Origin of the sequence: Glaciimonas sp. Gout2 (assembly GCF_035018905.1) — a bacterium.
Taxonomy (GTDB): domain Bacteria; phylum Pseudomonadota; class Gammaproteobacteria; order Burkholderiales; family Burkholderiaceae_D; genus Glaciimonas.
The window spans coordinates 82271-104729 of record NZ_JASJXA010000002.1; the positions used below are offsets into that span (position 1 = coordinate 82271).

Annotated in this window: 24 protein-coding genes, 1 other RNA gene and 1 pseudogene; 12 read left to right on the forward strand and 14 right to left on the reverse strand. The window is 49.2% G+C overall.

The window, feature by feature from the left end; genetic code table 11:
* The first annotated feature begins 5 nt into the window (after positions 1 to 5).
* From fdhD to QN379_RS02880, 9 genes and pseudogenes are all read left to right on the forward strand, one after another.
* Positions 6 to 857 (forward strand): formate dehydrogenase accessory sulfurtransferase FdhD, encoded by an 852-nt coding sequence (gene fdhD / locus QN379_RS02840; protein ID WP_323505945.1) that lies wholly within the window; start codon positions 6 to 8, stop codon positions 855 to 857.
* Between the two features lie 562 nt (positions 858 to 1419).
* A complete protein-coding gene (locus QN379_RS02845) occupies positions 1420 to 1644 on the forward strand; it encodes a formate dehydrogenase subunit delta (RefSeq protein WP_322232867.1) in 225 nt (74 codons plus the stop codon).
* A gap of 225 nt (positions 1645 to 1869) precedes the next feature.
* A pseudogene (locus QN379_RS02850) lies at positions 1870 to 2388 on the forward strand (FUSC family protein).
* Between the two features lie 109 nt (positions 2389 to 2497).
* Positions 2498 to 2737, forward strand: coding sequence for a DUF904 domain-containing protein (locus QN379_RS02855; RefSeq protein WP_322232863.1), 240 nt, complete (start codon positions 2498 to 2500; stop codon positions 2735 to 2737).
* Positions 2734 to 3045: a cell division protein ZapA gene (locus QN379_RS02860; RefSeq protein WP_322232861.1), complete on the forward strand. Its 312-nt coding sequence runs from the start codon at positions 2734 to 2736 to the stop codon at positions 3043 to 3045. The genes QN379_RS02855 and QN379_RS02860 overlap by 4 nt, the downstream gene beginning before the upstream one ends.
* A gap of 46 nt (positions 3046 to 3091) precedes the next feature.
* A non-coding RNA gene (ssrS, locus tag QN379_RS02865) (6S RNA) lies at positions 3092 to 3269 on the forward strand.
* A 69-nt stretch (positions 3270 to 3338) separates the two neighbouring features.
* Positions 3339 to 3800, forward strand: a complete 462-nt coding sequence (locus tag QN379_RS02870) for an EVE domain-containing protein (protein ID WP_323505946.1) — start codon at positions 3339 to 3341, stop codon at positions 3798 to 3800.
* 330 nt (positions 3801 to 4130) lie between these two features.
* Positions 4131 to 4913 (forward strand): class II aldolase/adducin family protein, encoded by a 783-nt coding sequence (locus QN379_RS02875; protein ID WP_322232857.1) that lies wholly within the window; start codon positions 4131 to 4133, stop codon positions 4911 to 4913.
* A 73-nt stretch (positions 4914 to 4986) separates the two neighbouring features.
* On the forward strand, positions 4987 to 6024 hold the full coding sequence (locus QN379_RS02880) for a tripartite tricarboxylate transporter substrate binding protein (protein WP_323505947.1): 1038 nt from the start codon (positions 4987 to 4989) through the stop codon (positions 6022 to 6024).
* A gap of 244 nt (positions 6025 to 6268) precedes the next feature.
* Here the strand turns inward: QN379_RS02880 and lgt are convergent, their stop codons facing one another.
* The 3 genes from lgt to QN379_RS02895 form a co-directional block, all read right to left on the reverse strand.
* Complete coding sequence (lgt, locus tag QN379_RS02885; RefSeq protein ID WP_322232853.1) at positions 6269 to 7081, reverse strand: prolipoprotein diacylglyceryl transferase; 813 nt, start codon at positions 7079 to 7081, stop codon at positions 6269 to 6271.
* Positions 7082 to 7978, reverse strand: a complete 897-nt coding sequence (locus QN379_RS02890) for a LysR substrate-binding domain-containing protein (RefSeq protein WP_323505948.1) — start codon at positions 7976 to 7978, stop codon at positions 7082 to 7084. It abuts the gene before it with no gap.
* A gap of 116 nt (positions 7979 to 8094) precedes the next feature.
* Positions 8095 to 8334: a TIGR04438 family Trp-rich protein gene (locus tag QN379_RS02895; protein ID WP_322232849.1), complete on the reverse strand. Its 240-nt coding sequence runs from the start codon at positions 8332 to 8334 to the stop codon at positions 8095 to 8097.
* A gap of 389 nt (positions 8335 to 8723) precedes the next feature.
* On the opposite strand from QN379_RS02895, the gene QN379_RS02900 reads away from it, so the two are divergent.
* On the forward strand, positions 8724 to 8882 hold the full coding sequence (locus QN379_RS02900) for a DUF5993 family protein (protein ID WP_322232847.1): 159 nt from the start codon (positions 8724 to 8726) through the stop codon (positions 8880 to 8882).
* Between the two features lie 14 nt (positions 8883 to 8896).
* Positions 8897 to 9484, forward strand: a complete 588-nt coding sequence (locus QN379_RS02905) for a disulfide bond formation protein B (RefSeq protein WP_322232845.1) — start codon at positions 8897 to 8899, stop codon at positions 9482 to 9484.
* 165 nt (positions 9485 to 9649) lie between these two features.
* Here QN379_RS02905 and QN379_RS02910 read toward each other — a convergent pair whose 3' ends face one another.
* The 9 genes from QN379_RS02910 to QN379_RS02950 all read right to left on the reverse strand — a co-directional run bounded on the left by QN379_RS02910 (position 9650) and on the right by QN379_RS02950 (position 16963).
* Positions 9650 to 10378: an amino acid ABC transporter ATP-binding protein gene (locus QN379_RS02910; protein ID WP_323505949.1), complete on the reverse strand. Its 729-nt coding sequence runs from the start codon at positions 10376 to 10378 to the stop codon at positions 9650 to 9652.
* Complete coding sequence (locus QN379_RS02915; protein ID WP_322232841.1) at positions 10359 to 11015, reverse strand: amino acid ABC transporter permease; 657 nt, start codon at positions 11013 to 11015, stop codon at positions 10359 to 10361. The genes QN379_RS02910 and QN379_RS02915 overlap by 20 nt, the downstream gene beginning before the upstream one ends.
* On the reverse strand, positions 11012 to 11692 hold the full coding sequence (locus tag QN379_RS02920) for an amino acid ABC transporter permease (protein WP_322232839.1): 681 nt from the start codon (positions 11690 to 11692) through the stop codon (positions 11012 to 11014). Before QN379_RS02920 ends, QN379_RS02915 begins: the two co-directional genes overlap by 4 nt.
* A gap of 118 nt (positions 11693 to 11810) precedes the next feature.
* On the reverse strand, positions 11811 to 12602 hold the full coding sequence (locus QN379_RS02925; RefSeq protein ID WP_323505950.1) for a transporter substrate-binding domain-containing protein: 792 nt from the start codon (positions 12600 to 12602) through the stop codon (positions 11811 to 11813).
* Positions 12599 to 13345: a GntR family transcriptional regulator gene (locus tag QN379_RS02930; protein ID WP_323505951.1), complete on the reverse strand. Its 747-nt coding sequence runs from the start codon at positions 13343 to 13345 to the stop codon at positions 12599 to 12601. Before QN379_RS02930 ends, QN379_RS02925 begins: the two co-directional genes overlap by 4 nt.
* 332 nt (positions 13346 to 13677) lie before the next feature.
* Positions 13678 to 14094, reverse strand: coding sequence for a VOC family protein (locus QN379_RS02935; RefSeq protein ID WP_323505952.1), 417 nt, complete (start codon positions 14092 to 14094; stop codon positions 13678 to 13680).
* A gap of 105 nt (positions 14095 to 14199) precedes the next feature.
* Positions 14200 to 15225: a threonine/serine dehydratase gene (locus QN379_RS02940; RefSeq protein ID WP_323505953.1), complete on the reverse strand. Its 1026-nt coding sequence runs from the start codon at positions 15223 to 15225 to the stop codon at positions 14200 to 14202.
* Between the two features lie 83 nt (positions 15226 to 15308).
* Positions 15309 to 16202, reverse strand: coding sequence for an amino acid ABC transporter substrate-binding protein (locus QN379_RS02945; RefSeq protein ID WP_322232831.1), 894 nt, complete (start codon positions 16200 to 16202; stop codon positions 15309 to 15311).
* A gap of 35 nt (positions 16203 to 16237) precedes the next feature.
* The gene (locus QN379_RS02950; protein WP_322232829.1) at positions 16238 to 16963 is read right to left on the reverse strand and encodes an HAD hydrolase-like protein; all 726 of its coding nucleotides are present in this window, start codon (positions 16961 to 16963) and stop codon (positions 16238 to 16240) included.
* Between the two features lie 107 nt (positions 16964 to 17070).
* On the opposite strand from QN379_RS02950, the gene QN379_RS02955 reads away from it, so the two are divergent.
* Positions 17071 to 17754 (forward strand): GntR family transcriptional regulator, encoded by a 684-nt coding sequence (locus QN379_RS02955; protein WP_323505954.1) that lies wholly within the window; start codon positions 17071 to 17073, stop codon positions 17752 to 17754.
* Between the two features lie 227 nt (positions 17755 to 17981).
* Here QN379_RS02955 and QN379_RS02960 read toward each other — a convergent pair whose 3' ends face one another.
* Both QN379_RS02960 and QN379_RS02965 read right to left on the reverse strand, forming a co-directional pair.
* On the reverse strand, positions 17982 to 20810 hold the full coding sequence (locus QN379_RS02960) for a LuxR C-terminal-related transcriptional regulator (protein WP_322232826.1): 2829 nt from the start codon (positions 20808 to 20810) through the stop codon (positions 17982 to 17984).
* A gap of 688 nt (positions 20811 to 21498) precedes the next feature.
* Positions 21499 to 22329, reverse strand: coding sequence for an OmpW/AlkL family protein (locus QN379_RS02965; protein WP_322232824.1), 831 nt, complete (start codon positions 22327 to 22329; stop codon positions 21499 to 21501).
* Positions 22330 to 22459 lie beyond the last annotated feature (130 nt).

The following is a 22459-nucleotide window of genomic DNA, read 5'->3' on the forward strand; positions in this document are numbered from 1 at the left end:
TGTAAATGCGTAGTCCAGTATCAGGTACCGACGTAACAACCGTCTCAAGCTCGGAAGACTATCCGACCAGCGCGCATGTTGACATTGAAAAATGGCGCGAAGGTCGGGTGACGTCGGTACGTGATGTGGTAGCGGAAGAGGTTCCGATTGCGTTGGAATACAACGGTATTTCGCATGTGGTGATGATGGCGTCGCCAGCCGATCTGGAAGATTTTGCGTTAGGCTTTTCCTTAACGGAAGGGATTCTTGCTGATCCCGGCGAGTTGTTCGGCTGTGAAATAGTGGGCGCTGCCGATGGTATGCAGGTGCAGATGGAAATAGCCTCGCAACGATTCATGGCTCTAAAAGAGAAGCGCCGTAATTTGACCGGTCGTACCGGCTGTGGTTTGTGTGGTGCAGAAACCCTTGCGCAAGCAATCCGCAAGCCGCCGCCGGTAGCATCCGACGCGCAGTTTACGGCTGTGGCCTTACACAAAGCCATTGAGCAGATGCAACAGCAACAACAGTTGCAACAAGCGACCGGCGCAACGCACGCAGCGGCATGGGTGCGAAAAAATGGCGATGTTGTGTTGGTGCGCGAGGACGTCGGACGACACAATGCGTTAGATAAACTGATCGGTGCATTAGCGGCAGATAAAGAAGATTTTTCTAGTGGCGCGGTTCTCATTACCAGCCGGGCAAGTTATGAAATGGTGCAAAAGGCCGCCACGATGGGAATTGGCTTGGTTGCGGCAATCTCCGCACCGACTGCCTTGGCGATCAGGTTGGCGCAGGAGGCTAATGTCACCTTGTTAGGTTTTATGCGCCAAAGCTCTCATGCCGTGTACGCAAACGGGCATCGTTTGTTGATCGAATAAAGACCGCGTTGTGGGGTGATGTAAAAAAAAATCGATGGTAATGTAATGCGCAGTGCTAGTTAATTAATCCGAATTAGGACCGGTTGATATATAAAATTTATAGATGAAGTCAGTGCAAACTAAATCACATTCACTATAAAGGCTGTTGCTGTTGCTGTTGATCTACACCGTCATTGGCGCTGCCAAGTGTTTAGTCATCAGGCGGGAATTGTTGGAAGACGTGTTTGAGCGTAGCGAGTTGGTCTTTCAACCCGACTGATGGCTAAAACGCTTGGGACCCGACCAACGGGAGGGCAGCGCCTCTGCGGTCGCCTTTTCTTTGGTTACTTTCTTTTGGCTGAGCAAAAGAAAGTAACTGGCTGTCGGGCCGCCCCCGACCAGTATCCACGGAGCGATAACTTTTCCAGTTATCGATGAATCGAATCATCGCAATAACACCCAATAAGCAACTTTTAAAACAACACTCAAATATCAACACGCCCCAAGTGATTCAGATTAAGTGTTTAACGCATCTGGTCAGCAGGATGCTACAGACCAGATAACAGCGAAATGAAAGAAAATAATGAACGTACACCATCTCATCAAAATGGCAAATCAGATTGGTTCTTTTTTTGAAACCATGCCAAACCGTCCTCAGGCAATGACTGATTTCGCCATGCACATCAAGCGCTCGTGGGAGCCGCGCATGCGTTCTGCCTTGCTGAAATATGCGGACGAGCAAGAAGAAAATGAATTGACCGATATGGTGCGCCAAAGCATACGGGAACACGCCGATGCGATGCGATAGATTATCTTGCAAAATGATTATCAAAACGCCATAAGCGAGTCAGCGGACGCGTCACTTACATGGACCATCACCTTAGAATATCAAAGTGCTGGTCTTTTGCTATTTGTCAGTTGAAATACGATTGAATACGTGTAGATAACGCCGTTGCGGTCATCGCAGGATTGTGCGTGCCTTCAGCCGGTTGGAGTGCTAGTCTATGCCCTCCGCCTATATTGTATGCATTCAATGGAATTACAATTCATCAGCCCGCGCAAGAATGCTCTTCTATATCTGATCAAGATACTGACCGGCTCGTTGATCTCCTGGTATGGATTGCGTGCAGCGGGTATCGCAGAGCCGTATTGGGCAATGATTTCTCTGATTGTTGTGACTGAGCCGGATATAACGCTGGCCAAAACCAATTTCAAGGCGCGCGTGATCAATACCATCAATGGCGCGGTTGTCGCGTGCCTGACGTTGGTGATACTAGGTCCGAGTTTTTTTTCCATGCTGATAGCATTGGCGATATCCGTATTAGTAGCAATGTTTTTACATAACTATCCAGCCAATTGACGCTTGGGTCCCGCAACCGTAGTCATTTTAATGTCTGCTGCTGTCGAGGGGACCGGCTTGAATGAGGAGTTGCATCTTGCCTTATTACGGGTGGGCGAGGTGTTAGCCGGCAGCAGTGTGGCTTTATTGCAAACTCTAGCATATGGCTTTGTCATTAAGCATGTGTCAAATGAAGATAAGGAGTTGCTGTAGAGCAGATTGATCGCGCATTCAGGGCGACTTCAGATAGACTGCTAGGCTGCGGCAAATTCCTTGATCGAATCTATTGACGTAGATTGATCGGCAACACTATAGTGACGACATGATTTCAGAATTCCACCAACTATCCGAAAAAGTCCGGCTACTAGCCGAATTAACGCAGACATTGCGACACGAAAATGCGGACCTCCGCAAAAACGCCGCCACTTTAGTCAGCGAAAACGCTGACCTTGTAAAGCGTATTAATGAGGCGCATCGGCGGGTTGCCGCATTGCTCGACAAAATTCCGGCGCTGCCACAAGATGAACCGCTGGTTCAGCCTCACGTTCAGGAGAACGCATGACACAGTTAAGCGTCCAAATCATGGGCCAACCTTACACGTTATCCTGCAAAGAAGGCGAAGAGGCGACATTGCAGCAAGCCGTTACTTATCTTGACAGCAAGATGATCGCTATTCGTGATGCAGGAAAAATTCGCGGCAATGACCGCATCGCGGTGATCGCAGCGCTTGGTCTGGCGGCAGAATTGTTATCGGCAAAAGCGCCTGATGGGCCTTTGTCGGATCTTACTATGGCGGAAGTAAAGAAAGAAATTGCTGTCATGCATACGGTGCTTGACGACGCTTTGGGATCACAGGAAGTACTGTTTTAATTTTTTACCAAAGTGTTTGACATGAAGGACGTTTGGAGTAAACTTAGAGCTCCTGCCGTGTTCGCCATTGTCATAATTCCTTGAACCATTTTTACGCAGCGGTTACGGAATATCGTTCGATGGGAGTGATCGTCGCTAGTTCGATGAACCCGAAATTGAACTAACTGTAGCCAACTTGAACCTTCTTGGTTCAGGATGCCGGCAAAGCGGCACAGCGGGAATCAATTCGAAAGCAGTTGCATGCAGATGCAGCTGCTTTTTTATTTTACTTGGCCTTATCCGGTGAACCCACTATGCAATATTGGCTCATGAAATCGGAACCGGCAGATGCTAGCATCGACGATGTGTTGGCTTTGCCGCATCAGACCATCCCTTGGTATGGCGTGAGGAATTATCAGGCGCGTAATTATATGCGCGATGTCATGAAAGTAGGTGACGGCGTACTGTTTTATCATTCCAGTTGCGCAGAGCCTGGCATCGCCGGAATTGCTGAGGTGGCGAGCATCTCGTATCCTGATGACACACAGTTCGATCCCGACAGTAAGTATTTTGACCCGAAAGCCACGCGTGAAAATCCCCGCTGGATGCTGGTAGATGTGCGCGCAATAAAGAAGACGCCGCTATTTAATCTTGCATCCTTACGGGCTGCACCATTGCTGTCTGAAATGCAAATATTGCGTCGCGGAAATCGCCTGTCGATTACGCCGGTTTCCGCTGCCGAATGGCGCTATCTGATCAAACAGATTGCCTCTTAGCGTTATTGACTATTTTTTGGCTTGGCTTTCTGCATTCCGTTGGCATCTTAAAACATCACGTTTTAATTCAGTTTCAGCATCTAATCATTTCTCTTGGGATATAAGCCGCTCCCTCGTTGTCTTGTCCCTTCTTACTTATCCTTCTATTACCACTTCAAGTTACAACAATTTTTCCGATGATTAACGATCAGAAAAAGTTGGGTGACGCCAAGCGTAAAGTTGAGAATACTAGTTGGTAATATTTTGATTTTTTTTAAATCACATTTACCGACGACTCCCGACGTGGTGCGCTTCCGTTTATGCGTCCTCTCATGCATCAAGGAACAAAAAATGTATTCTGATTTGCAAGAAGCGATAAGCATGCGCCCAGAACAAGTTGGTGAAGAAGAGTGGGAACATAGACTCAAACTTGCCGCTTTCTATCGGTTAGTCGATTGGTTCGGCTGGACTGAGCTGATCTATAACCACATCACGTTACGTGTGACAGGGCCGGAAACACATTTCCTGATTAATCCTTTTGGATTGCATTACTGTCAGGTGACCGCGTCCAATCTGGTCAAAATAGATCTCGCCGGTAACAAGGTCGAAAGTTCAAAGTACGCTATCAACGGCGCTGGTTTTGTTATCCACAGTGCGATTCATGCGGCCCGTGACGATGCCCATTGCGTGATCCACACGCATACGTTGGCTGGTTCAGCGGTAGCTGGAAAACAGGATGGTCTGCGCTACGATAATCTGGTGAGCGTGCGGCTTAAAGGACGCATCGCTTACCATGATTTCGAGGGCATCACGACTGATGAAAGCGAGCAGCCACGCCTGGTCAAGAGTTTGGGCGATAAGAATATGTTGATTTTGCGCACGCACGGACTACTTGCCATCGGCCACACTGTAGAAAAGGCTTTCATGAACTATTGGCGATTGCAGCGTGCCTGTGAGTTGCAGATGGCGATGGATGCATTGCAGGGCCCAAATCAGGCTATACCTTTGAAGGTATACGAAGAATCGCCAATGCGCGAGGCCTCAATTCGCCAGCCGCAGCCAGATGAAATGCCGATCGATATCTTTAATGCGATGCTGCATAAAGCCGGTATTCACTATCAAGCGCTGGTGTAATACCTATGACGGATTTAGCGAGTATTGCGCCAACATAAAAAGCTATTAATCAACGTATCTTAAGATATAGACCATGACCATCATAAATAGAAAAAGATCGTTGGTATTTCCGTTGTGGTTTGCAAAACATCTTGATCTGCAACTTAGCCCGCTAATTAAGCGCGCGCTGGTATGCCTGATCGTCAGTACCGGCATGGCGCAATCCGGCTGGGCGCAACCTTATCCGGCTAATCCAATACGTATTGTGGCTCCCTTCGGCGTCGGTGGCGGCGGTGATACTTCTTTACGCATCCTCGGTCAGCAGCTTACGCTTGAACTAGGCCAGCCGGTTATCATCGACAACCGACCTGGAGCCAATGGGATTATCGGCGCGCAGGAAGTGCTGCGGTCGCCAGCGGATGGCTACACATTATTCTATGGAAGTACCACCACGCTCGCCGCAAATACCAGTTTGATGAAAACGCTGCCTTATGATCCGCTCAAGGATTTTGCCCCGATTACCCGCGTTGGATTGCTGCCATTTGTATTGGTCGTGACGCCCGCACTCCCGGTCCATTCGGTACGGGAATTGATTGCCTATGCAAAGGCCCATCCGGGTAAGCTGTCCTATGCTAGCGCCAACGCAACGGGACAAGTCGCAGGAAGCACGTTTGCGCAGATGGCTGGTATCGACATGTTGAATGTGCCTTACAAAACTAACGCCGCTGGCTTGACAGATGTGATGAACGGGACCATCTCGGTCATGTTCGCCGATGTGCCATCTGCGCTGGTGCAAGTCGAGGCGGGCAGGATGCGTGCGCTTGGGGTGACAACAGCACAACGGAGCGCGATCTTGCCGCAATTGCCATCAATCGCCGAGTCAGGGTTGCCCGGTTACGAAGTGGTTGCGTGGACCGCAATGTGCGTACGCGCGGGTACCAATCCGGCTATCGTGAAGCAACTCAATGCGGCCATAATTAAAGCGCTTGATAACCCGGAATTAAGGGCCAAATTTGCAAAAATCGGGATTGATGTTGCGCTGAGTAGCCCCATAGAACTCTCGACTTTTATACGAACTGAAAAAGGTAAATGGGCGACCTTAATTCACGCGGCTGGTATTCAGCCCGAATAGGGCGGTGGGATTCCCAGATCAGTCGGTCCTTCTGTGATCAATACCCAATAACCTTCTGGAAGATTGACCGCCATTAACATGGTTGGAGCAGAAGCGCTTGCTTCATGCGGTTAAGTATGTGGCTTGAAAGACCGGTTCGCCTATCGATTGTTCAAAAAAAATCCGGAACAACCTTCGTTCCGGAGTGCATAACATTCGCGTACACAAGTTCAAGCCAAGTTCAAGCGGTAATTACGTGGCTTAACTATTGAGGTGCACTAGCGAAGCGCGGCGTTCGATACGCCAGCACCAACAACACAATTCCCAGTATCACCATCGGTATCGACAGCATCTGTCCGGCCGAAATAGTGATTCCTTCAAACGTCACGTTATAGTCTGGAATGCGGAAGTATTCGGTGAAAAAGCGTGCGCAGCCGTATAACAAGCTGAACATACCGGCAACAGCCATACGCGGACGCGGTTTGCGCGAGAAAAACCACAGGATGATGAATAGCAAAATACCATCTACCAGCATTTGGTAAATAGGCGATGGATGGCGCGGCAAATTGTCTACGTTCGGCCAGATCATGGCCCACGGTAGCGATGCGTCGGCGACGCGGCCCGGTAGTTCTGCATTGATAAAATTGCCCAGACGTCCAGCGGCATAACCCAGCGGTACCATTGGCGCAATGAAATCCATGATGTCCATGAGCTTGCGCCCTTTTTTGCGGCCCCACCAGGCCATCGCCAGCATGACCCCGATGAAGCCTCCGTGAAATGACATCCCGCCATTCCAGACAGCGATAATTTGCGAAGGATTATGGAAGTAAAAGACCGGATCGTAAAAAAATACCTGACCTAAACGGCCACCAATGACGACTCCAAGCACACCGTAAAACAGCATGTCATCGAGATCTTCTTTTTTCCATCCGGCCGCTGCGATATGCGGTTGTTTAATTCTGATTCTACCGACCCAGATAAATTGTATGAAGGCCAACAAATACATCAGGCCATACCATCGGACATGAAGTGGACCCAGTGAAAAGGCAATCGGATCGGGCATTGGATGTATCAGCATTTATTGTTTCTTTCTTAATAACTCTAAAAAGGCTTGTAATACTGGTGATGTATTGTCCTTGCGCCAGGCCAGACCGGTTTCGATTTGCGACGTTGCATCCTTCAGTTCGCGGTAATCGACTCCGGGGCGCTTTAAATTGGACACTGATTGTGGCACAAGTGCACATCCCATGCCGGCTGACACCAAACCGACGATGGTTTGCATTTGGATCGCCTCTTGCCCGATATGCGGGGTTTGCCCTGCATTACGAAAGCACGCCAGTATCGTGTCGTGAAAACCGGGCGAAATTCTGCGAGGGAAAATGATGAGTGGTAAATCGCTCAACGTACTCAAACTGATTTTTCCTTTTACCCGCAAGGCTTTATGACCGGATGGCGCGGCCAGTATCAGCGGTTCGGATAATACTGGCAAATAGTCTAGCCCCCGCTTGGCCTGATCTGGCAAAGGGGGAATCAATAAACCTGCATCAATTTGACCTTGCGCCAATTGTTCCAATTGGAGATCGCTGGTGGACTCTTGCAAATCGATCTGAACATGCGGGTACGCTTCGCGGAACTCGCGTAGCAACGGCGGCAAAATGCTGTAGTCCGCGGTCGATACAAACGCCAGCGTTAATAATCCGGATTCACCGGTTGCGGCGCGCCGCACCAGATCAGGCAAAGTACTGGCCTGTTGCAAGATGCGGCGCGCCTCCGGCAACAAGGCCAGGCCAGCCGGGGTAAGTGCCACACTGCGTTTGGTTCGCGCAAAAAGAATAGCGCCGATATCGGCTTCGAGCGCTTGTATCGCTTGCGATAACGGAGGCTGCGTCATATGTAGCCGAATAGCGGCTCGTCCAAAGTGCTTTTCTTCGGCAACAGCGAGGAAGTAACGAAGTTGCCGCATCTCTACAGACATATGATATCCAGTTTCATCTTGGTGGGATCATAGCCGCTTTGAATGCTTAAAGGCAACTTGGAATGCACGATTATGAAAAATGACAAAGGGTCGGCTTTAGATTGAGTGCAAGGAAATTAGCGTTGGCCTGGACGTTTTTTTGTTTCAAAGGTCTTTTCAATGCGCTCTTTGCGGACCTTTTCCAACTCTTCGTGGGCGCGTCGTTTATCGAGACCGAGCATACGTTCCACAAACTCAAACCAGATGAATGCAATCGCCATCAAGCCAGCTACCCACCACCAGGAGAAATTTGCGAAGGGGCCAATGGCAAAATACTTAAGAGCGACCAGTGAAACGATGACGATGATAAGCGGCATTGCAATTCCTTAGCGCGATTTGCTGGGTGGATGATGCAGGATAGGTTGATTTGTGATGGGGGTCAACGAGCATGGTATCGTTGCATCAGTTGTTGTATTTATATTAATGCAAAGTATGCGCCTGAACGTTTAGCGGGGTGATGCTGTTTATCCCGTTAACAGGACTAATTGAAGGTCTGTCAATAGGGTTAAAAATCCCTAAACATCTCGCTGATATCAGGCACTGGCATCTGACTAGGTGTACATTGTTGCCTCGCCGAAAATTAGTTTTAGCAATGCACTGCTGTTGATAAAGCTATTTGGCGGTCAGCCCGCAAATGAAAGCCCACGTTTTAAACATTTATTTGTAGAGGCTTTCAAGCGCTTAGTTCCCTTAAAGGAAATCTCACATGTTTATGTTTTTACCCTTCTTGATCGCGTTGCTTGCCGTTCTGAGCATGCTCGCCGGAAAAGAAAAAATCGGCCTTGGTTTGTGGCTAACGCTACTGATCGTCACTATCGCTTCCTTTAACCATCACGCGACAAGTTCCCTGAATCTGTCCTTTTAAAGCGAGACCTTGCGATGATCCCTGATTATTCATTACCAAAAAACGATATTCCACAATCTCTCGGTGCGAGTGAGTTACTGAATATTTTTGCACTACTTGGCATTAGTTTGTCGCTGACGATTGCCTTTTACTATCAACTAGCGTTGCATGAATTGCCTTGCCCGCTGTGCCTTCTTCAGCGTGTTGGACTGATCGCGGTCGGCATCGGATTTTTGATGAATGTCCGATTCGGGATTCGTAGCGCCCACTATGGCGTTTCTCTTATTGGCGCTCTTTTGACGTTGGCTGTTGCTACACGTCAAATGTTTTTGCACATCATTCCTGGCCGTACTAACGGTTATGGTTCAGAAGTATTTGGTGTCCATTTTTATACATTAGCGGTGCTTTCGTCTCTCGCTGCCATCTTGTTTATTGGCGCGATGTTGATGCTGAAAACGTGGGAACGTCCGCTGGAAAGCAAACAGAAAGTAAATGTTGCAGGTAAGTTCGCCATTGTCATTTTCACGTTGCTGATTGCGGCGAATTTAGTGTCCACCGTGCTGGAGTGCGGCGGCGGTGAATGCGACAGCGATCCGACTTTTTATCAGTTGCTAGGGAAGTAGAGCGATAGCATCGACTGGGCGTTGTTCATCCTTAAGTTGCCGATGATAGTCGTATAGCCTGAATTCTCAGACTAACACCGCCATCACGTCTTGCTACGGGACTTACTGGCGGTGAAGGGAGCGACAAGGTTTAAAAAACCTGTTGTAGAAACCGGATAGAGCGTATTACGCACCCGCGCCTAAAAATTGCTGCAATTCCAACGTCTGTGGATTGGCAAAAATATCTTCCGGCGCGCCAACTTCATGGACTTTTCCATGATGCATAAAGACCACACGGTCACAGACTTCGCGTGCAAAACGCATTTCATGTGTGACCATGAGCAACGTCATCCCCTCGTTTGCCAGGCCGCGTACGACGCTGAGCACTTCATTGACCAGTTCGGGGTCAAGTGCTGAAGTAATTTCGTCGCACAACAACGCTTGCGGTTGCATCGTTAGCGCACGTGCAATGGCAACGCGCTGTTGCTGACCGCCGGATAACTGATCAGGATATGCATCAAATTTCTCCGAAAGACCGACCCGTGCCAGATTTTCTTCCGCTGACTTACGTGCTGCACTTTCCGTCGTTCCCTTAACGATCATCGGCGACAACATCACGTTGCGGCCAACTGTCAGATGTGGAAACAGGTTAAATTGCTGGAAAATCATGCCGACTTTCAAGCGCAGTGCGCGCAGCTCAATTTCCGTGTTCCCCAAGTGCGATCCGGCCACACTGATACTGCCGTCATCAATGCTTTCAAGGCCATTGATACAACGCAGCAACGTGCTCTTGCCAGAACCACTTTTACCGATAATCGCGATGACTTCACCAGGATCAACATTGAGGCTGATACCCTTCAGAACCTGATTGGTACCAAAGCTTTTTTTAACGTTATCAATCGCGATGAGTGGCATTGAATTTCCTTTCTAGAGACTGACTATATTTGGACAGCGGCCAGCACAGCGCAAAATACATTAACGCGACCAATGCATACACCGTGAACGGTTGAAACGTTGCGTTGGTAATCATGGTCCCGGCTTTTGATAATTCGACGAATCCGATGATAGAGGTGACTGCAGTGCCCTTGACGATTTGAACGCTAAAGCCAACGGTTGGGGGAATACCCATGCGTAGGGCTTGCGGCAAAATAACGTGTCGCATTTGCTGCAAGTAACTCATCGCCAGACAGGATGAGGCTTCCCATTGACCACGTGGAATGGCCTCAACGCAGCCGCGCCAGATTTCTGCCAGATAAGCGCTACTCCAACAAGTCAGCGCGATGACGGCGGCGAGCCAGGCGGGTACTTCCAGACCGAATAGTGCTAAGCCGAAAAAGACCAGAAACAATTGCATCAGCAATGGCGTGCCTTGAAATAATTCGATATACAGTTTGGTCACCCGCCGTAACCAGACTTGTTTGGAGGTCCGGAGAAATAAGATGATCAGACCAAGCAATCCGCCCATGGCAAAGGCAGCTAATGATAGTAATACGGTCCAGCGTAGCGCTAATAACAGATTACGTACGATATCCCAGAGTGAAAATGAAATCATACGGCGCTCCTGATTGCGGGCCGTCCAAATAACCAATGCCCGAGTAACCGCAGTAATTGACGCAGGCCGATAGCCAATATCAAGTAGATGGCGGTAGACAGTAAATACGCCTCAAATGAACGGAAGTTGCGGCCTTGAATGAAGTTGGCTGCATAGGCGAGTTCTTCCACCGCGATTTGGGAACATACCGCCGAGCCGAGCATGACGATCACCACCTGACTGGTTAAGGCGGGCCATATTTTTTGTAAGGCGGGCGGCAATATCACGTGGCGAAATATCTGCATTTTTGTCATTGCCAGACTTTGACCTGCTTCGATTTGACCGGGCGCAATGGCTGCGATTCCTGCACGGATAATTTCGCTACTATAGGCGCCCAAATTAATGACCATTGCAAGGGAAGCGGCTTGCATTTCGCTGATGTGCAATCCGATTCCGGGCAGTCCAAAAAAAATGAAGAATAATTGAATCAGAAATGGGGTGTTGCGAATCAGCTCGACATACGCGCTGACCAAAGGTCGCAACCAAAGTGGCCCCTGGGTGCGAGACCAGGCTGCAAAAATGCCAACAGCGATGCCTAAAATTCCACCAATCGCGATCAATTCGATCGTGACCAGCACGCCCTTGATAATGACGCTGGTGTAGTCAAACGGTGCCAGAAAATCGAAGTGATAACTCATGCGCTTTTTGCCTTTAGGCGTGTTAAGTCAATCGTCGCTCATATCGGTATTGCGCTGCCTGTTCTGAGGTGTAAAAAAGTTTCAGGCAGACGATAAATTGCGGAATACCGATGTTGCGTTACATGTTGGCAGGCAAGGGCAGACCAAGCCACTTCACACTAATGGCGTTTAGTTCCCCATCTTTTTTGGTCTCAGCCAGAATTGCATTTACTTTATCGAGCAATTTCTTTTCATCTTTGTTTAGTCCGATTGAGCAAGGCGAATTTTTGATCAGAAATTTTGTTTCCGGCTTCTTTGGTGGATTCTTGGCGATGATAGCAGCTGCAACCACGTTGCCGGTTGCGATCAATTGTACTTGGCCAGACAGGAACGCACTGATGGTTCCGTTATTATCTTCATACCGCTTGATGGTCGTGCTGGCCGGTACAATCTTAGTTAGCTCCAGATCTTCAACAGCACCGCGAGTGACGCCAACGGTTTTGCCAGCAAGATCCGCAACACTGGTCACTTTTTGATCCGCACCACCAAACACGCCGTTAAAAAATGGGGCATATGGCGCACTGAAATCAATCACTTTTTCACGTTCCGGATTTTTACCGAGGCTGGAAATAATCAGGTCAACTTTCTGGGTTTGAAGGTAGGGCACGCGATTCGCGCTGGTAACCGGGATCAGTTCAATTTTGACGCCCATCTTCTTGGCGATGAGTTTAGCCACGTCGATGTCGAGACCTTGTGGTGTGAGATCGCTGGTGACCGATCCAAATGGCGGAAAGTCCTGAGGCACGGCGACTTTGAGCACGCCACTTTTAGTTATCTGATCCAGCGCATCGGCGTGGACGGTTGTACTGATGATGGTGCTGACGAAAGTAGTCGCAGTCAACAAGGCGAGTAGAATACGCGGACATTTCATTTTGAGACTCCTTTAGCGGGGATAGGAAAAATGCTGGGCGGCTGTGGATTGATAGTGTTGGTCATCGGCGCCAATGCCTGACGCAATGGCGACAGTGTGTCAGTGCGTACAGATTGATTGAGACCCGCCTCGACATTGCATAAATGGTCGCGCATCAGTTGTTCGGCGAGTACTAGATTGTTGTCTTCGAGTGCCACCACGATGCCCGCGTGTTCCTCACACGATTGGCGGGCGTGATGTGACGATTGATAAAGCATTGCTGTTAATGTCGTGCGCGTCGTGAAGTCGCGCAAAGTATCGGCAAGCAAGGAATTGCCAAACGATTCGCATAAGCAAACGTGGAAGTCACCCAGCAAATAACTCCGTGCAGCGACATCGTCACTATCTACGGCGGCCTGTTCACGCTCAACGTGCCGACGTAAAAGACGTACTGCGTCGAGGCTGATCGGCCGTGCATGGCGTAGTAATCCCAATTCGAGGACCCGACGGGCTTCGAACGCTTCACGTGCGTCTTCGGGCGTGGGTGCAATGACGTACCAACCGCGACGTGGGCTGACGGTGACGATCCCGCGTGTCACCAATCGCGTGAGCGCCTCACGAATTTGGGTCCGGCTAACATCAAATAACTCGGCAAGTTGCTGTTCTCCGAGCCGCGTACCAGGCGCGAGTTTTTGCGCCAGCATCGCATCGGTAATCCGTTGTGCGATCTGGGCGGAGGATTTGGTGGGGAGGTCAACTGTCATGCAACTTGATGAGCAAGTCGTGTGCCAGGTTGTCCGTTACTCTGATGGACCAATCTGATATACAAGATTGATGTACAAGATTCACCAAGTTGGTAAGTTTTGTGTGAATAGCATCCCTAAAAAGGGGAAAGACGCCCTATTTTGGTGTGTGATTCTGGGACACCATCTGCATGAACGTTGGCGAGGGCTGGCGCTGCGACGGTGTTTCGCCTATGAATAGGAGCATGTTAGCTGGATAGACTAAACATTGAACACGCTCAGTTTTAGTAAAAGGGCTAAGGTTGCCAAAATGTTAATTCGTATCTGGGCACAATTAGAGGCTTGTCCTGGACTCATTTTTCGTAAATCTGCGCGCAGTCCGCAAATCCTTTCACTTCGATAGGATTGCCGGATGGGTCCACAAAAAACATGGTTGCCTGCTCACCGGCCTCACCAGGAAACCGAATATTCGGTGGTATCACGAATTGAACCTCTGCACTTTCAGACAGTGCGTCAGCAAGTTTATGCCAGTCATCCATTTGCAAGATGACGCCAAAATGTGGCATCGGTACCATATGCTGACCTACTTTTCCGGTATTCGTTACCTCGAACGGCTTGCCCAGATGCAGCGAAAGCTGATGGCCGAAAAAATCGATGTCGATCCATGTATCAGCACTTCGCCCTTCCTTGCATCCGAGTAAATTGCAGTAGAAATGACGAGCGATATTTAGATCGTGTACATGATATGCGAAGTGAAAAAATGATTTCATCATAATCCTTGATTTTAAAATATTTGGTTGTCATGTGACGGGTATTTTCGGCGGTAAGAACCGGCGGGCGATACTGGCACATCGCGGTTTGCGACGATATTGGATTTAACGCAGCATGCCTTCCAGCAGAGGCATATCAATATTGCCTCCCGACAGGACAAGTATCGTATTTTCGCCATTAAGAGGCAACTTTCCTGAGAGGATTGCAGCAAGCGCAACACAACCGCCAGGTTCGACCACAACATGAAGTTGCTCCAGCGCGAAACGGATCGCTATGATAACTTCTTCGTCGCTTACGACGACTGCTCCGGTCATAAAACGTCGGTTAATTTCATAAGGCAACTCGGCGGGAGTCACCGCTTGCAGGGCATCGCAAATCGATTGGCTTCTGGCAGGATTGCTTTCACGACGACCACTTGACAGTGAGCGTGCCATATCGTCGAAGCCTGCTGGTTCAACGGTGAAGATACGGGTCGATGGCGACAACTGATTGAGTACCAGGCTACTGCCTGCGGCAAGGCCGCCACCGCCAAAAGGAGTGATAAAGTTCCCTAGGTTTTCGCCAATTTCGCGCTGGAAGTCTGCGAGCGCTTCAAGGATGACCGTTCCTTGTCCGGCCAGCACGTCGGGGTGATCTCCCGGTGGAATCAGGGTCCCTCCGGTTTCTTCTACTATTTTTATGCCGATGGCCTCGCGGCTTTCATGGCGACGGTCATATAGTTTGACCTCGGCGCCGTGTTTCGACGCACCAAGGATTTTATTTTTTGGAGCGTCGAATGGCATAATGATTGTTGATTTTGTGTTGAGTTGCCGTGCCGCCCAGGCAATTGCCTGCCCGTGATTGCCCGTCGAATAGGCGATGACGCCTCGTGATATCTGCTCTGGAGACATGTTCAGCAGTGCATTGAATGCGCCACGTGCCTTGAACGAACCAGTGACCTGCAGGTTTTCTGCTTTCAGCCAGACTTGGGCATTTGCGATTTCATCGAGAAGGGAAGAACGCAGCAAAGGAGTCCGGTGTACATAGGCCTTGATACGCAGCGCAGCCCGTTCAACATCATGAAAGACAGGCACCGAAATTTCTCCGAGTAAAGAATGTTGAATACTCGAATTGGGTTGTAGAGCAAGCATGGAATGTCTCTTTGAATAGGATTTCTGTCGTTTAAATGCTGCACTCCTTCGCATGGAGTGACAGCACTGTGAAATTTCGAAATTCAATCAGGGATGGCATTTAGTTCGAAGGATGCCTTGGATAGTGGCGAGAGTGGCATGTTCAATGGGCCGAACCATTTTTCGTACATCGTTTTCCCGTCGCCGTTGCGGAATTTCTCCGCAATCGTACGATTTACAATGGCCAGCAAGGTAGAGTTGTTCTTGGCAATCATGATCCCGTAAGGCAGATAGGATAGAGGACGTCCGGTTATACGAAATTCGGCTGGATTCCTCGCTGCTTTTCGAAGTCCGTAGAGGATCGTGTTATCCGTGATGTAGGCATCGGCGCGACCGGTCTGTACCGCGAGAAATCCTTCCGCCTGATCGCGTGTGTACATCAAACGCATGTTCAGGTGTTTCTTAATGTTAATGGCTATTATGGATGCCAAACTGGTGGAGGCGCTCGGCAACGCAACCACCTTTCCTGCTAGATCTTCCAGCTCTTTGATGGGCGAAGAAGCCTTAACCAGAAGCTGGTCGGAAGCAATCGCTATAACGTAAGAGAATTCGACCTGTTTCTGACGCGCTAGTGTGTTGACGGTAGAGCCGCATTCCATGTCGATCATTCCGTTTTGAATCAGAGGAATCCGTGTTGAAAGATCGACTGATAGCATGACAACTTCGAGAGACGGGAGATTTAATTCCTTCTTCAAGGATGCGACCACGGCAGCGCACAACTCAACTGTGTAGCCGGTCGGCTTTTGATTCTCGTCCAAGTAAGAGAGCGGCACGCTGAAATCGCGAACGCCTATCTTCACTTTGTTCGTGGCCTTTATGCGTGCAACGGTGGAGTCGGCCATTTGCGCGTTGGCGTCACTACAAAAAAGACCAGCCACTATTGCAATACACGCTGCAAAGTGGACCCAGGCTTTGGATTCTGTGTTGTTACTGCTCATGGCGTTCTCCTATCTTAAAAAGAAATTGAATGCGATCAGGCAAGTGCCAAGTGTGCTTGGTGATACAGAACGAATTCCTGCATCGAGTCAAAACTGAGATCCGGCTTGGCGCCAATAGCATCTTCAGGACGCGAGCCGAGACTACGTCCCGGACGTTTGATCCAGACGCTGGACAGCCCGAGCTGGTTCGCGGGAATGACGTCGGCACGCAAACTCTGGCCAACGTGCAGAATTCTTTCTTTTGGAATGCCCATTGCGGCGAAGGTCTCGAATGCTGCCTGAAAATGCGCGTGATCCGGTTTGTATGCGTTGACGCTCTCGGCTGTAACGATAACGTCGGCCTTTATTCCCAATTTACGTTCGGAGAATTGGATTGATGAATTGTCAATATTACTAAGTAGACCGATCTTAAAGTGCTTCTGCAGATGAGCCAATGAATCCCGCGTATCGGTGAATGTCGGCCATAACATCACGGAGTTGGCGCACACCTCGCGCTCTTGGACGTTCTCCGGAATATCGTATTTACGGCAGAACTGGCCGTACGCAGCGCGGAGCACGTCCGGATAAAGCAAGGCGGGACGCTGTTTCTGCAGCGCTGCCCGTGCCTTGTCGAATTCCATCAATAATTGCTCGTTCGGGAGCGTGACGCCGTATTGGTCTGCCGTGCTGTGAAACATTGAGATGATCGTGGGTTCCCAGTCGATCAAAGTACCGTAGACATCAAACGTCAGGGCGTCGAATTGGGTTAGGTCTAGCTTCATGTGGGCCTCTTTAATAATCGATAATCGATAATTTATAATTGGGAATATTAGTATCGATAATCGATTATGTCAAATAAATTTGTTAGAATGTCGACCACGAGGTGAATATGAAAATACTTGAATCATTTGCACAGGGCGTCATTGCCAATCGGCAACCTGCAACTGCGTCGATTGCCGACGCATTGCGCGATGCGATCCTGAAAGGCGTGCTTAAGGGCGGCGAACCATTGCGGCAGGATGCCGTTGCGAAGCAGTTCGCAGTAAGCCAAGTCACGGTCCGCGAAGCATTACGTATTCTGGAACACGAAGGACTGGTGTCGGTGACGCCACGGCGCGGTGCTGTGGTGTATTCATTGTCACCAGAGGATGTGGCCGAAATCACCGACTTGCGCGCCACCTTGGAGGGAAGTCTAATCAAGGCGGCCATGTCGTCGTTGAATGCGCAAGACTTTGAAATGGCAGAAGCGACGATTAAGCAGCTTGAGCAGGCGCGCGATATCGACGATCTGATTTCGCTGAACGTCGTTTTCCATAAGTGTCTTTATGGAAAAGCTAATCGTCCACGCACGACGGCAATCCTTGACCGTTTAAGAGCTAGTCTCGAGCCATACTTGCGGCTTTTATGGAATAAGACCGGTTACAAGAGGGAATCGCAGGACGATCACAGAAAAATTCTTGTGCTATGCCGAGAAAAAAATGTGGCTGAGGTAGAGAAATTCCTCAGGATACACATCGAAAAAACCGGCCGCGAGATCGAAGATCTGCTAAAAAATTTGGTAAAGAACGATTGATTTTTTCCTGCGTATAGGGATGTAGGGAGTGATCGTAGGCGAGTGCAGTTAAAACCGGAGGCAACCAGGCAAGGTGTTCGTTTCATAGGCGTCCTTATTCCTGTTTGTAAAACGACGCGGTATCGGTTTTCTCGCATCTTCCTAGCATAGTGTGATTTTTCAAAGAAATTTTTCTTATCGACTGCGTAAGGACGATTCCGCAAGAGTGATGGGCGCTACCGAAAATATTACCGAATAATGGCGCGTTTGCGGGCAATGGCAATCGCTTCGGTGCGGTTATGGGCGTCAAGCTTCAGATTAATGTTGCGCAAATGCGTGCGCACAGTCGTCACGGAGACAAATAGCTTTTCGGCGATGACCTGATTGCCATGGCCTTTTGCGAGTAAAAGCAAAACATCGCGCTCGCGCTCTGTTACGTCGCCGCTATTTTTGGCGGTGCGCGGTCGCAGGTTCTCGGTTCGGTCCCCGCCCTCTGCGATGGCAACGCGTTGTTTAGATGTTTCGTCGTTGACAGCAACGTGCGTGTGATCGTAGGAGTCGATGATTTTTTCTGCGAATAAACGCAGTGCCGTCTGGTTGCGTTTATCAGCAAAGCCGGTATGTGATTTGCCCTGTGATCTATTTTGCAGGGCGTCCAGCAGCTCTTCGATCAGCGTCAAAAGTGCAGGACCTTCGTCTTGAAATATACGCACAAAATTTTCTGCCAGTGCTTCGTGCAAAGCTTCCGCCAGTATCGCTAAAGCGAGGTCACGTTGTTTTGCATGGTCTAACGCCAAAGCATAAAGCACCTTGGTACGAAGCGCATAACGCACGCGACCGCGACGCGAGGCATCTTCCAAATGGACTTTTAGCAGCGGAACGGCAGCGAGTGCTTGTCCGGTATATATCTTCAATCGCAACAGTGCCAGCGTTGGACTGTCGATATCATTTGCGATCGGTTGAAAATCAGGATGGTTGCTGACCGACGTTGGTTTGATTAACGCCAGCATGTCTTTTGCGGTGACGACATCGCGATCAAGCATCGCACCGCGGGCGCGCTCTATACGGGCCATCTCAACCAAACGTGATAATCCGCGCTGTAATCCGAGATGCTCCATATCAAATAGGGTTTGCAGGGCGTCGTTAATATTTCCTTCTGCACGCAGAATACGCGCATAAATCAAATGGCTGGCGATCAGGTGATCTGGCATGCCCGCTTCTTTGACCAGCGGAAGGTACATTTTTAATAGACGTTTGGCCGCATCCAGCAGTCCGGTTTCATAGTAAATTTCGGCCAGATAGATACTGGAAAATCCACTATCAGCACCGACTCGTGCCACGACCGGAGGTGAGGGCTCACCGATTAAGCGATGCAGCCGCGCAGCCGCTGAGCGAAATTTTCCCTGTAGCATATCGAGCATGCTATTCATATAGCCTGCGACTGCCCCGCCAAATAACGATCTGCCGGTTGAATACTGCTGCGTCACCCGATCAAGTGCCTGCCGCGCTTCCTGATAGCGCCCAATGGTCGCGTAATAGTAGGCGCAACCGATCATCAGCATCGTTTGCAAAAAAGGCGCATAAGCTTCATTTTCGAGGCCATACGCACCCTCCCAAATCGGGGCAGTTTCTTCAATCCGATCCAGCATCACAAGGCTGAATGTGCGCAGCGCCATTGATGCGGGATAAGACATTCGCTTGCCAGAAGCAGCATTACAATCGTCAATGCTGTCGCTGCCCATTGACTCCTGCAACGCTAATGCCTCACCGCTGCGATTGGTATGTATCAGTACCCAGGCATAAACGAAGATTAATTTTGGATTGTCATCGATGCTTTGGCCTTTCAATGTATCGAACCAGCGCGCCAGTAAACGGACCCGGCCTTGTAGCAATAACGATTCTGCTTTTTGTTCGAGCAATTCCAGTACCAGCGTTTTATCCCATGATAAAACTGCGTGATCAATGGCAGGTATTGGTCGATTCTGCTCTAGATACCAACCCGCTGCACGTCGATGCAAAGTGCGCGATAAGCCAGGATATTTTTGCTCCAATTGAGAACGCAAAAACGTGGCAAAAAGCGGGTGATAGCTGAACCACTTTCGCTGCTCATCAAGCGGTGAAATAAACATATTGGAATGCTCGATTTCTTCCAATAATTGTTGGCTGTCAGTTCGGCCTGTGACGGCGTTACAGTTTTCGATACAAAATTGATCAAGGACGCTGGTTTGCAGGATGAACGTTTGCAAATATTCCGGTTTTTGAGACAGTACATCTTCTGCCAGATAGGTCGCGATGGTGTTATTCGAACCCGAAAACGTCTGCACAAATTGGCGCGGATCAGGATTGTTTTCAAGCGCTAACGATGATAACCATAATGCGGCAGGCCATCCATCGGTAATGGTATGGAGTTGTTTTAACTCTTGATCGGCGAGTTTTAAATGGCGTTTATCGCGCAAAAATTCGATGGTTTCTTTCAGACTAAATCGTAGGTGTGTAGCATCGCATTCCAGCAATTGCTGACGGGCGCGCAACCGCGCCAGATTTAATAGCGGCCTTCCGCGCGAACCAATAATGATTTGTTGTCCCGCTCCCAATGTTTCAATAGTTTGCTGTATCAAGGACATCACTGCAGAGTTGCGTAACGTCTCGAATTCGTCAAGTATTAGTACAAACGGCAGTGCGCTGGCGACCACCGTATCCAATACGCCCGGAGGTGACTGTTTACGCGAATGGACGGATGCTTCATCCGCAAATATAGTGGCAAAAATGCTGGCGGTAAGAAGCATTTTTTCCAGCGCTTGTGCCAGGTTGAGCGTCAGTTGATCAATATCGTTGTCACCCACATCCAACGTCAACCAGGCGACCGCCTTATCTTCGGCTGTTAAAAAATGATGCAGAGAGCGTAATAAGGTCGTCTTTCCGAAACCGGCGGGCGCATCAATAACCATCAGCTTCGCAGTGTCTGCGCGAAGCAGTCGGTCAACGACTTGCTGACGTGTTATGAGAAGAAGAGAGTTCGCAGGTGGACTAATTTTGGATGGCGGAAAATGTCGCGCACCGATTGCTTTTTCGGTCATGTCAGCACCGTTTTTTATGCTATTTGATGATGTGATTTTCGAACTGTTGTTGCTGCTATTAATCCGATTGGGAGGATTGCTAGTTTGTTTGATGATTTTTTTTGGCGGGGAAAAAGTTGGCGTAGGGCAATTTATATCGGTTGACTGAGTTGCGGTCGCAGTTGCACCGTGAGTTGCAACATCCCAGGGTAATGTCAAATTACATTTGAGAAACATTTTTTTCATTGAAGCTTCTCATTTCTATCATCTCAACTTCACGGGCAATCTATTGGATAACCGGGCGAAGGTAGTTGCTTCTGGCTAGTCCAAAAAATACGCGCGCTTGTCGGGCGCAATTCATGGTTTTCGATTCAATTTTCGTGAATCAATGCTGATTCTATCGCAGAATTTCCTCAAGGAAATGTGCTTAAAAGCTATTTTATGTTTTTAAAAAATGCGGTAAATGACCAGTTAACTGGTGGCATCTGGACGGAAGGATGAGTTGTGATGCTCTTCAATGGTGCTTGTGGGGCAACCGATGGTTGTAAACGGATTGTTAAGCGTGAGATAAGAGGAAGACCTACGAAGGTATTACGTGCAGCGTGGTCATATTTTTAGATATTGACGAGGACGCAGTGTTGTTTTCTGGAGCGAAAGGTGCAGGTCGGACTACTTTAGCCGTCCGACCTGCGTCAACAGTTACGGTACCTTAAAACTTATAGCCGAGGGTAAAGTTGGTGGCGATGGCGGGGATATTCAGTCTTGCAGTACTGGTCAAGACGGTATTGCCATTCTTGTCTTTAACCGTAATGATCGAATCTGTTTGCAGAGGAAGATACGATACGCCGAGGTTGCCAGACCAGTTGTCGTCAAAATTAATGTTCAGACCGCCGTTTAATACCGGTCTGAACGACGAAGTCGCTTTGGCTTGGATTGTGGTTGCATTACTGCCTGTGGAGGCGAAGGCAAGATAACCGCCCGTGTTTTTCAGTTCCTGATTGAAGTTGTCGTTGAGTTTGACGTGGGTAAAGAAGTTATAGCTAACACCAGCGCCCAGATAAGGACGGAAAGTCGCTTTTGGATCGCGGAAATAGTATTGAAATAGCAGTGTGGGACTCCATTGCAATACGCTTGCCAGAGGAGCATTTCCAGGTTGGTTGAGTACGACCGGAGGCACCGCAGCGCCAAGAGCGCCGGGCGTAGTCACCTTGCCACTGCCATAAATATTAAAGCTTGGCGGCAAACCAGCAACATTCGTGATGGCGAAATGGTCGGTGACAAAATGCGTGACCGTCAATAGCGGCGTGACCGCATTACCTACCCTGAGGTTCGTACCCGGCGAGTCGAATTTTTGCGGCAGCAGGGTGGTTTGGGTCAATAAGGACACGCCCAGATCAGTATGCAGCGGCGTGCTACTACTTTTGGAGTTGTTAATGTAAAGCCCACCGACATTGACCACGGTATCACCAGCTTTTTGCGCTGCTGCCATGCTCGAAATCAGAATGAATGTTAAAGCAGCAAGGCAATGACTTACTTTCATTTTATATGTCTCCGGATATTTTTATGTTTGTGCTGAGTTGCCGCCTAGCGTCATCTCGTTGACGAGTTGCAAAGCCTCCAGCTTTCGCAGGGTGAAGACTTTGCAGGGAGTGCGTGTTTCGCTCAATAGT

Bases quoted from the DNA above. Each gene is read 5' to 3' on its own strand.
- QN379_RS02900 (WP_322232847.1), top strand. From the start codon at position 8,724: ATGTTTATGTTTTTACCCTTCTTGATCGCGTTGCTTGCCGTTCTGAGC.
- QN379_RS02870 (WP_323505946.1), top strand. From the start codon at position 3,339: ATGCAATATTGGCTCATGAAATCGGAACCGGCAGATGCTAGCATCGAC.
- QN379_RS02955 (WP_323505954.1), top strand. From the start codon at position 17,071: ATGAAAATACTTGAATCATTTGCACAGGGCGTCATTGCCAATCGGCAA.
- QN379_RS02950 (WP_322232829.1), bottom strand. From the start codon at position 16,963: ATGAAGCTAGACCTAACCCAATTCGACGCCCTGACGTTTGATGTCTAC.
- QN379_RS02905 (WP_322232845.1), top strand. From the start codon at position 8,897: ATGATCCCTGATTATTCATTACCAAAAAACGATATTCCACAATCTCTC.
- QN379_RS02880 (WP_323505947.1), top strand. From the start codon at position 4,987: ATGACCATCATAAATAGAAAAAGATCGTTGGTATTTCCGTTGTGGTTT.
- QN379_RS02940 (WP_323505953.1), bottom strand. From the start codon at position 15,225: ATGCTTGCTCTACAACCCAATTCGAGTATTCAACATTCTTTACTCGGA.
- QN379_RS02935 (WP_323505952.1), bottom strand. From the start codon at position 14,094: ATGAAATCATTTTTTCACTTCGCATATCATGTACACGATCTAAATATC.
- QN379_RS02945 (WP_322232831.1), bottom strand. From the start codon at position 16,202: ATGAGCAGTAACAACACAGAATCCAAAGCCTGGGTCCACTTTGCAGCG.
- QN379_RS02925 (WP_323505950.1), bottom strand. From the start codon at position 12,602: ATGAAATGTCCGCGTATTCTACTCGCCTTGTTGACTGCGACTACTTTC.
- QN379_RS02895 (WP_322232849.1), bottom strand. From the start codon at position 8,334: ATGCCGCTTATCATCGTCATCGTTTCACTGGTCGCTCTTAAGTATTTT.
- fdhD (WP_323505945.1), top strand. From the start codon at position 6: ATGCGTAGTCCAGTATCAGGTACCGACGTAACAACCGTCTCAAGCTCG.
- lgt (WP_322232853.1), bottom strand. From the start codon at position 7,081: ATGCTGATACATCCAATGCCCGATCCGATTGCCTTTTCACTGGGTCCA.
- QN379_RS02920 (WP_322232839.1), bottom strand. From the start codon at position 11,692: ATGAGTTATCACTTCGATTTTCTGGCACCGTTTGACTACACCAGCGTC.
- QN379_RS02860 (WP_322232861.1), top strand. From the start codon at position 2,734: ATGACACAGTTAAGCGTCCAAATCATGGGCCAACCTTACACGTTATCC.
- QN379_RS02845 (WP_322232867.1), top strand. From the start codon at position 1,420: ATGAACGTACACCATCTCATCAAAATGGCAAATCAGATTGGTTCTTTT.
- QN379_RS02890 (WP_323505948.1), bottom strand. From the start codon at position 7,978: ATGTCTGTAGAGATGCGGCAACTTCGTTACTTCCTCGCTGTTGCCGAA.
- QN379_RS02875 (WP_322232857.1), top strand. From the start codon at position 4,131: ATGTATTCTGATTTGCAAGAAGCGATAAGCATGCGCCCAGAACAAGTT.
- QN379_RS02960 (WP_322232826.1), bottom strand. From the start codon at position 20,810: ATGACCGAAAAAGCAATCGGTGCGCGACATTTTCCGCCATCCAAAATT.
- QN379_RS02930 (WP_323505951.1), bottom strand. From the start codon at position 13,345: ATGACAGTTGACCTCCCCACCAAATCCTCCGCCCAGATCGCACAACGG.
- QN379_RS02965 (WP_322232824.1), bottom strand. From the start codon at position 22,329: ATGAAAGTAAGTCATTGCCTTGCTGCTTTAACATTCATTCTGATTTCG.
- QN379_RS02915 (WP_322232841.1), bottom strand. From the start codon at position 11,015: ATGATTTCATTTTCACTCTGGGATATCGTACGTAATCTGTTATTAGCG.
- QN379_RS02910 (WP_323505949.1), bottom strand. From the start codon at position 10,378: ATGCCACTCATCGCGATTGATAACGTTAAAAAAAGCTTTGGTACCAAT.
- QN379_RS02855 (WP_322232863.1), top strand. From the start codon at position 2,498: ATGATTTCAGAATTCCACCAACTATCCGAAAAAGTCCGGCTACTAGCC.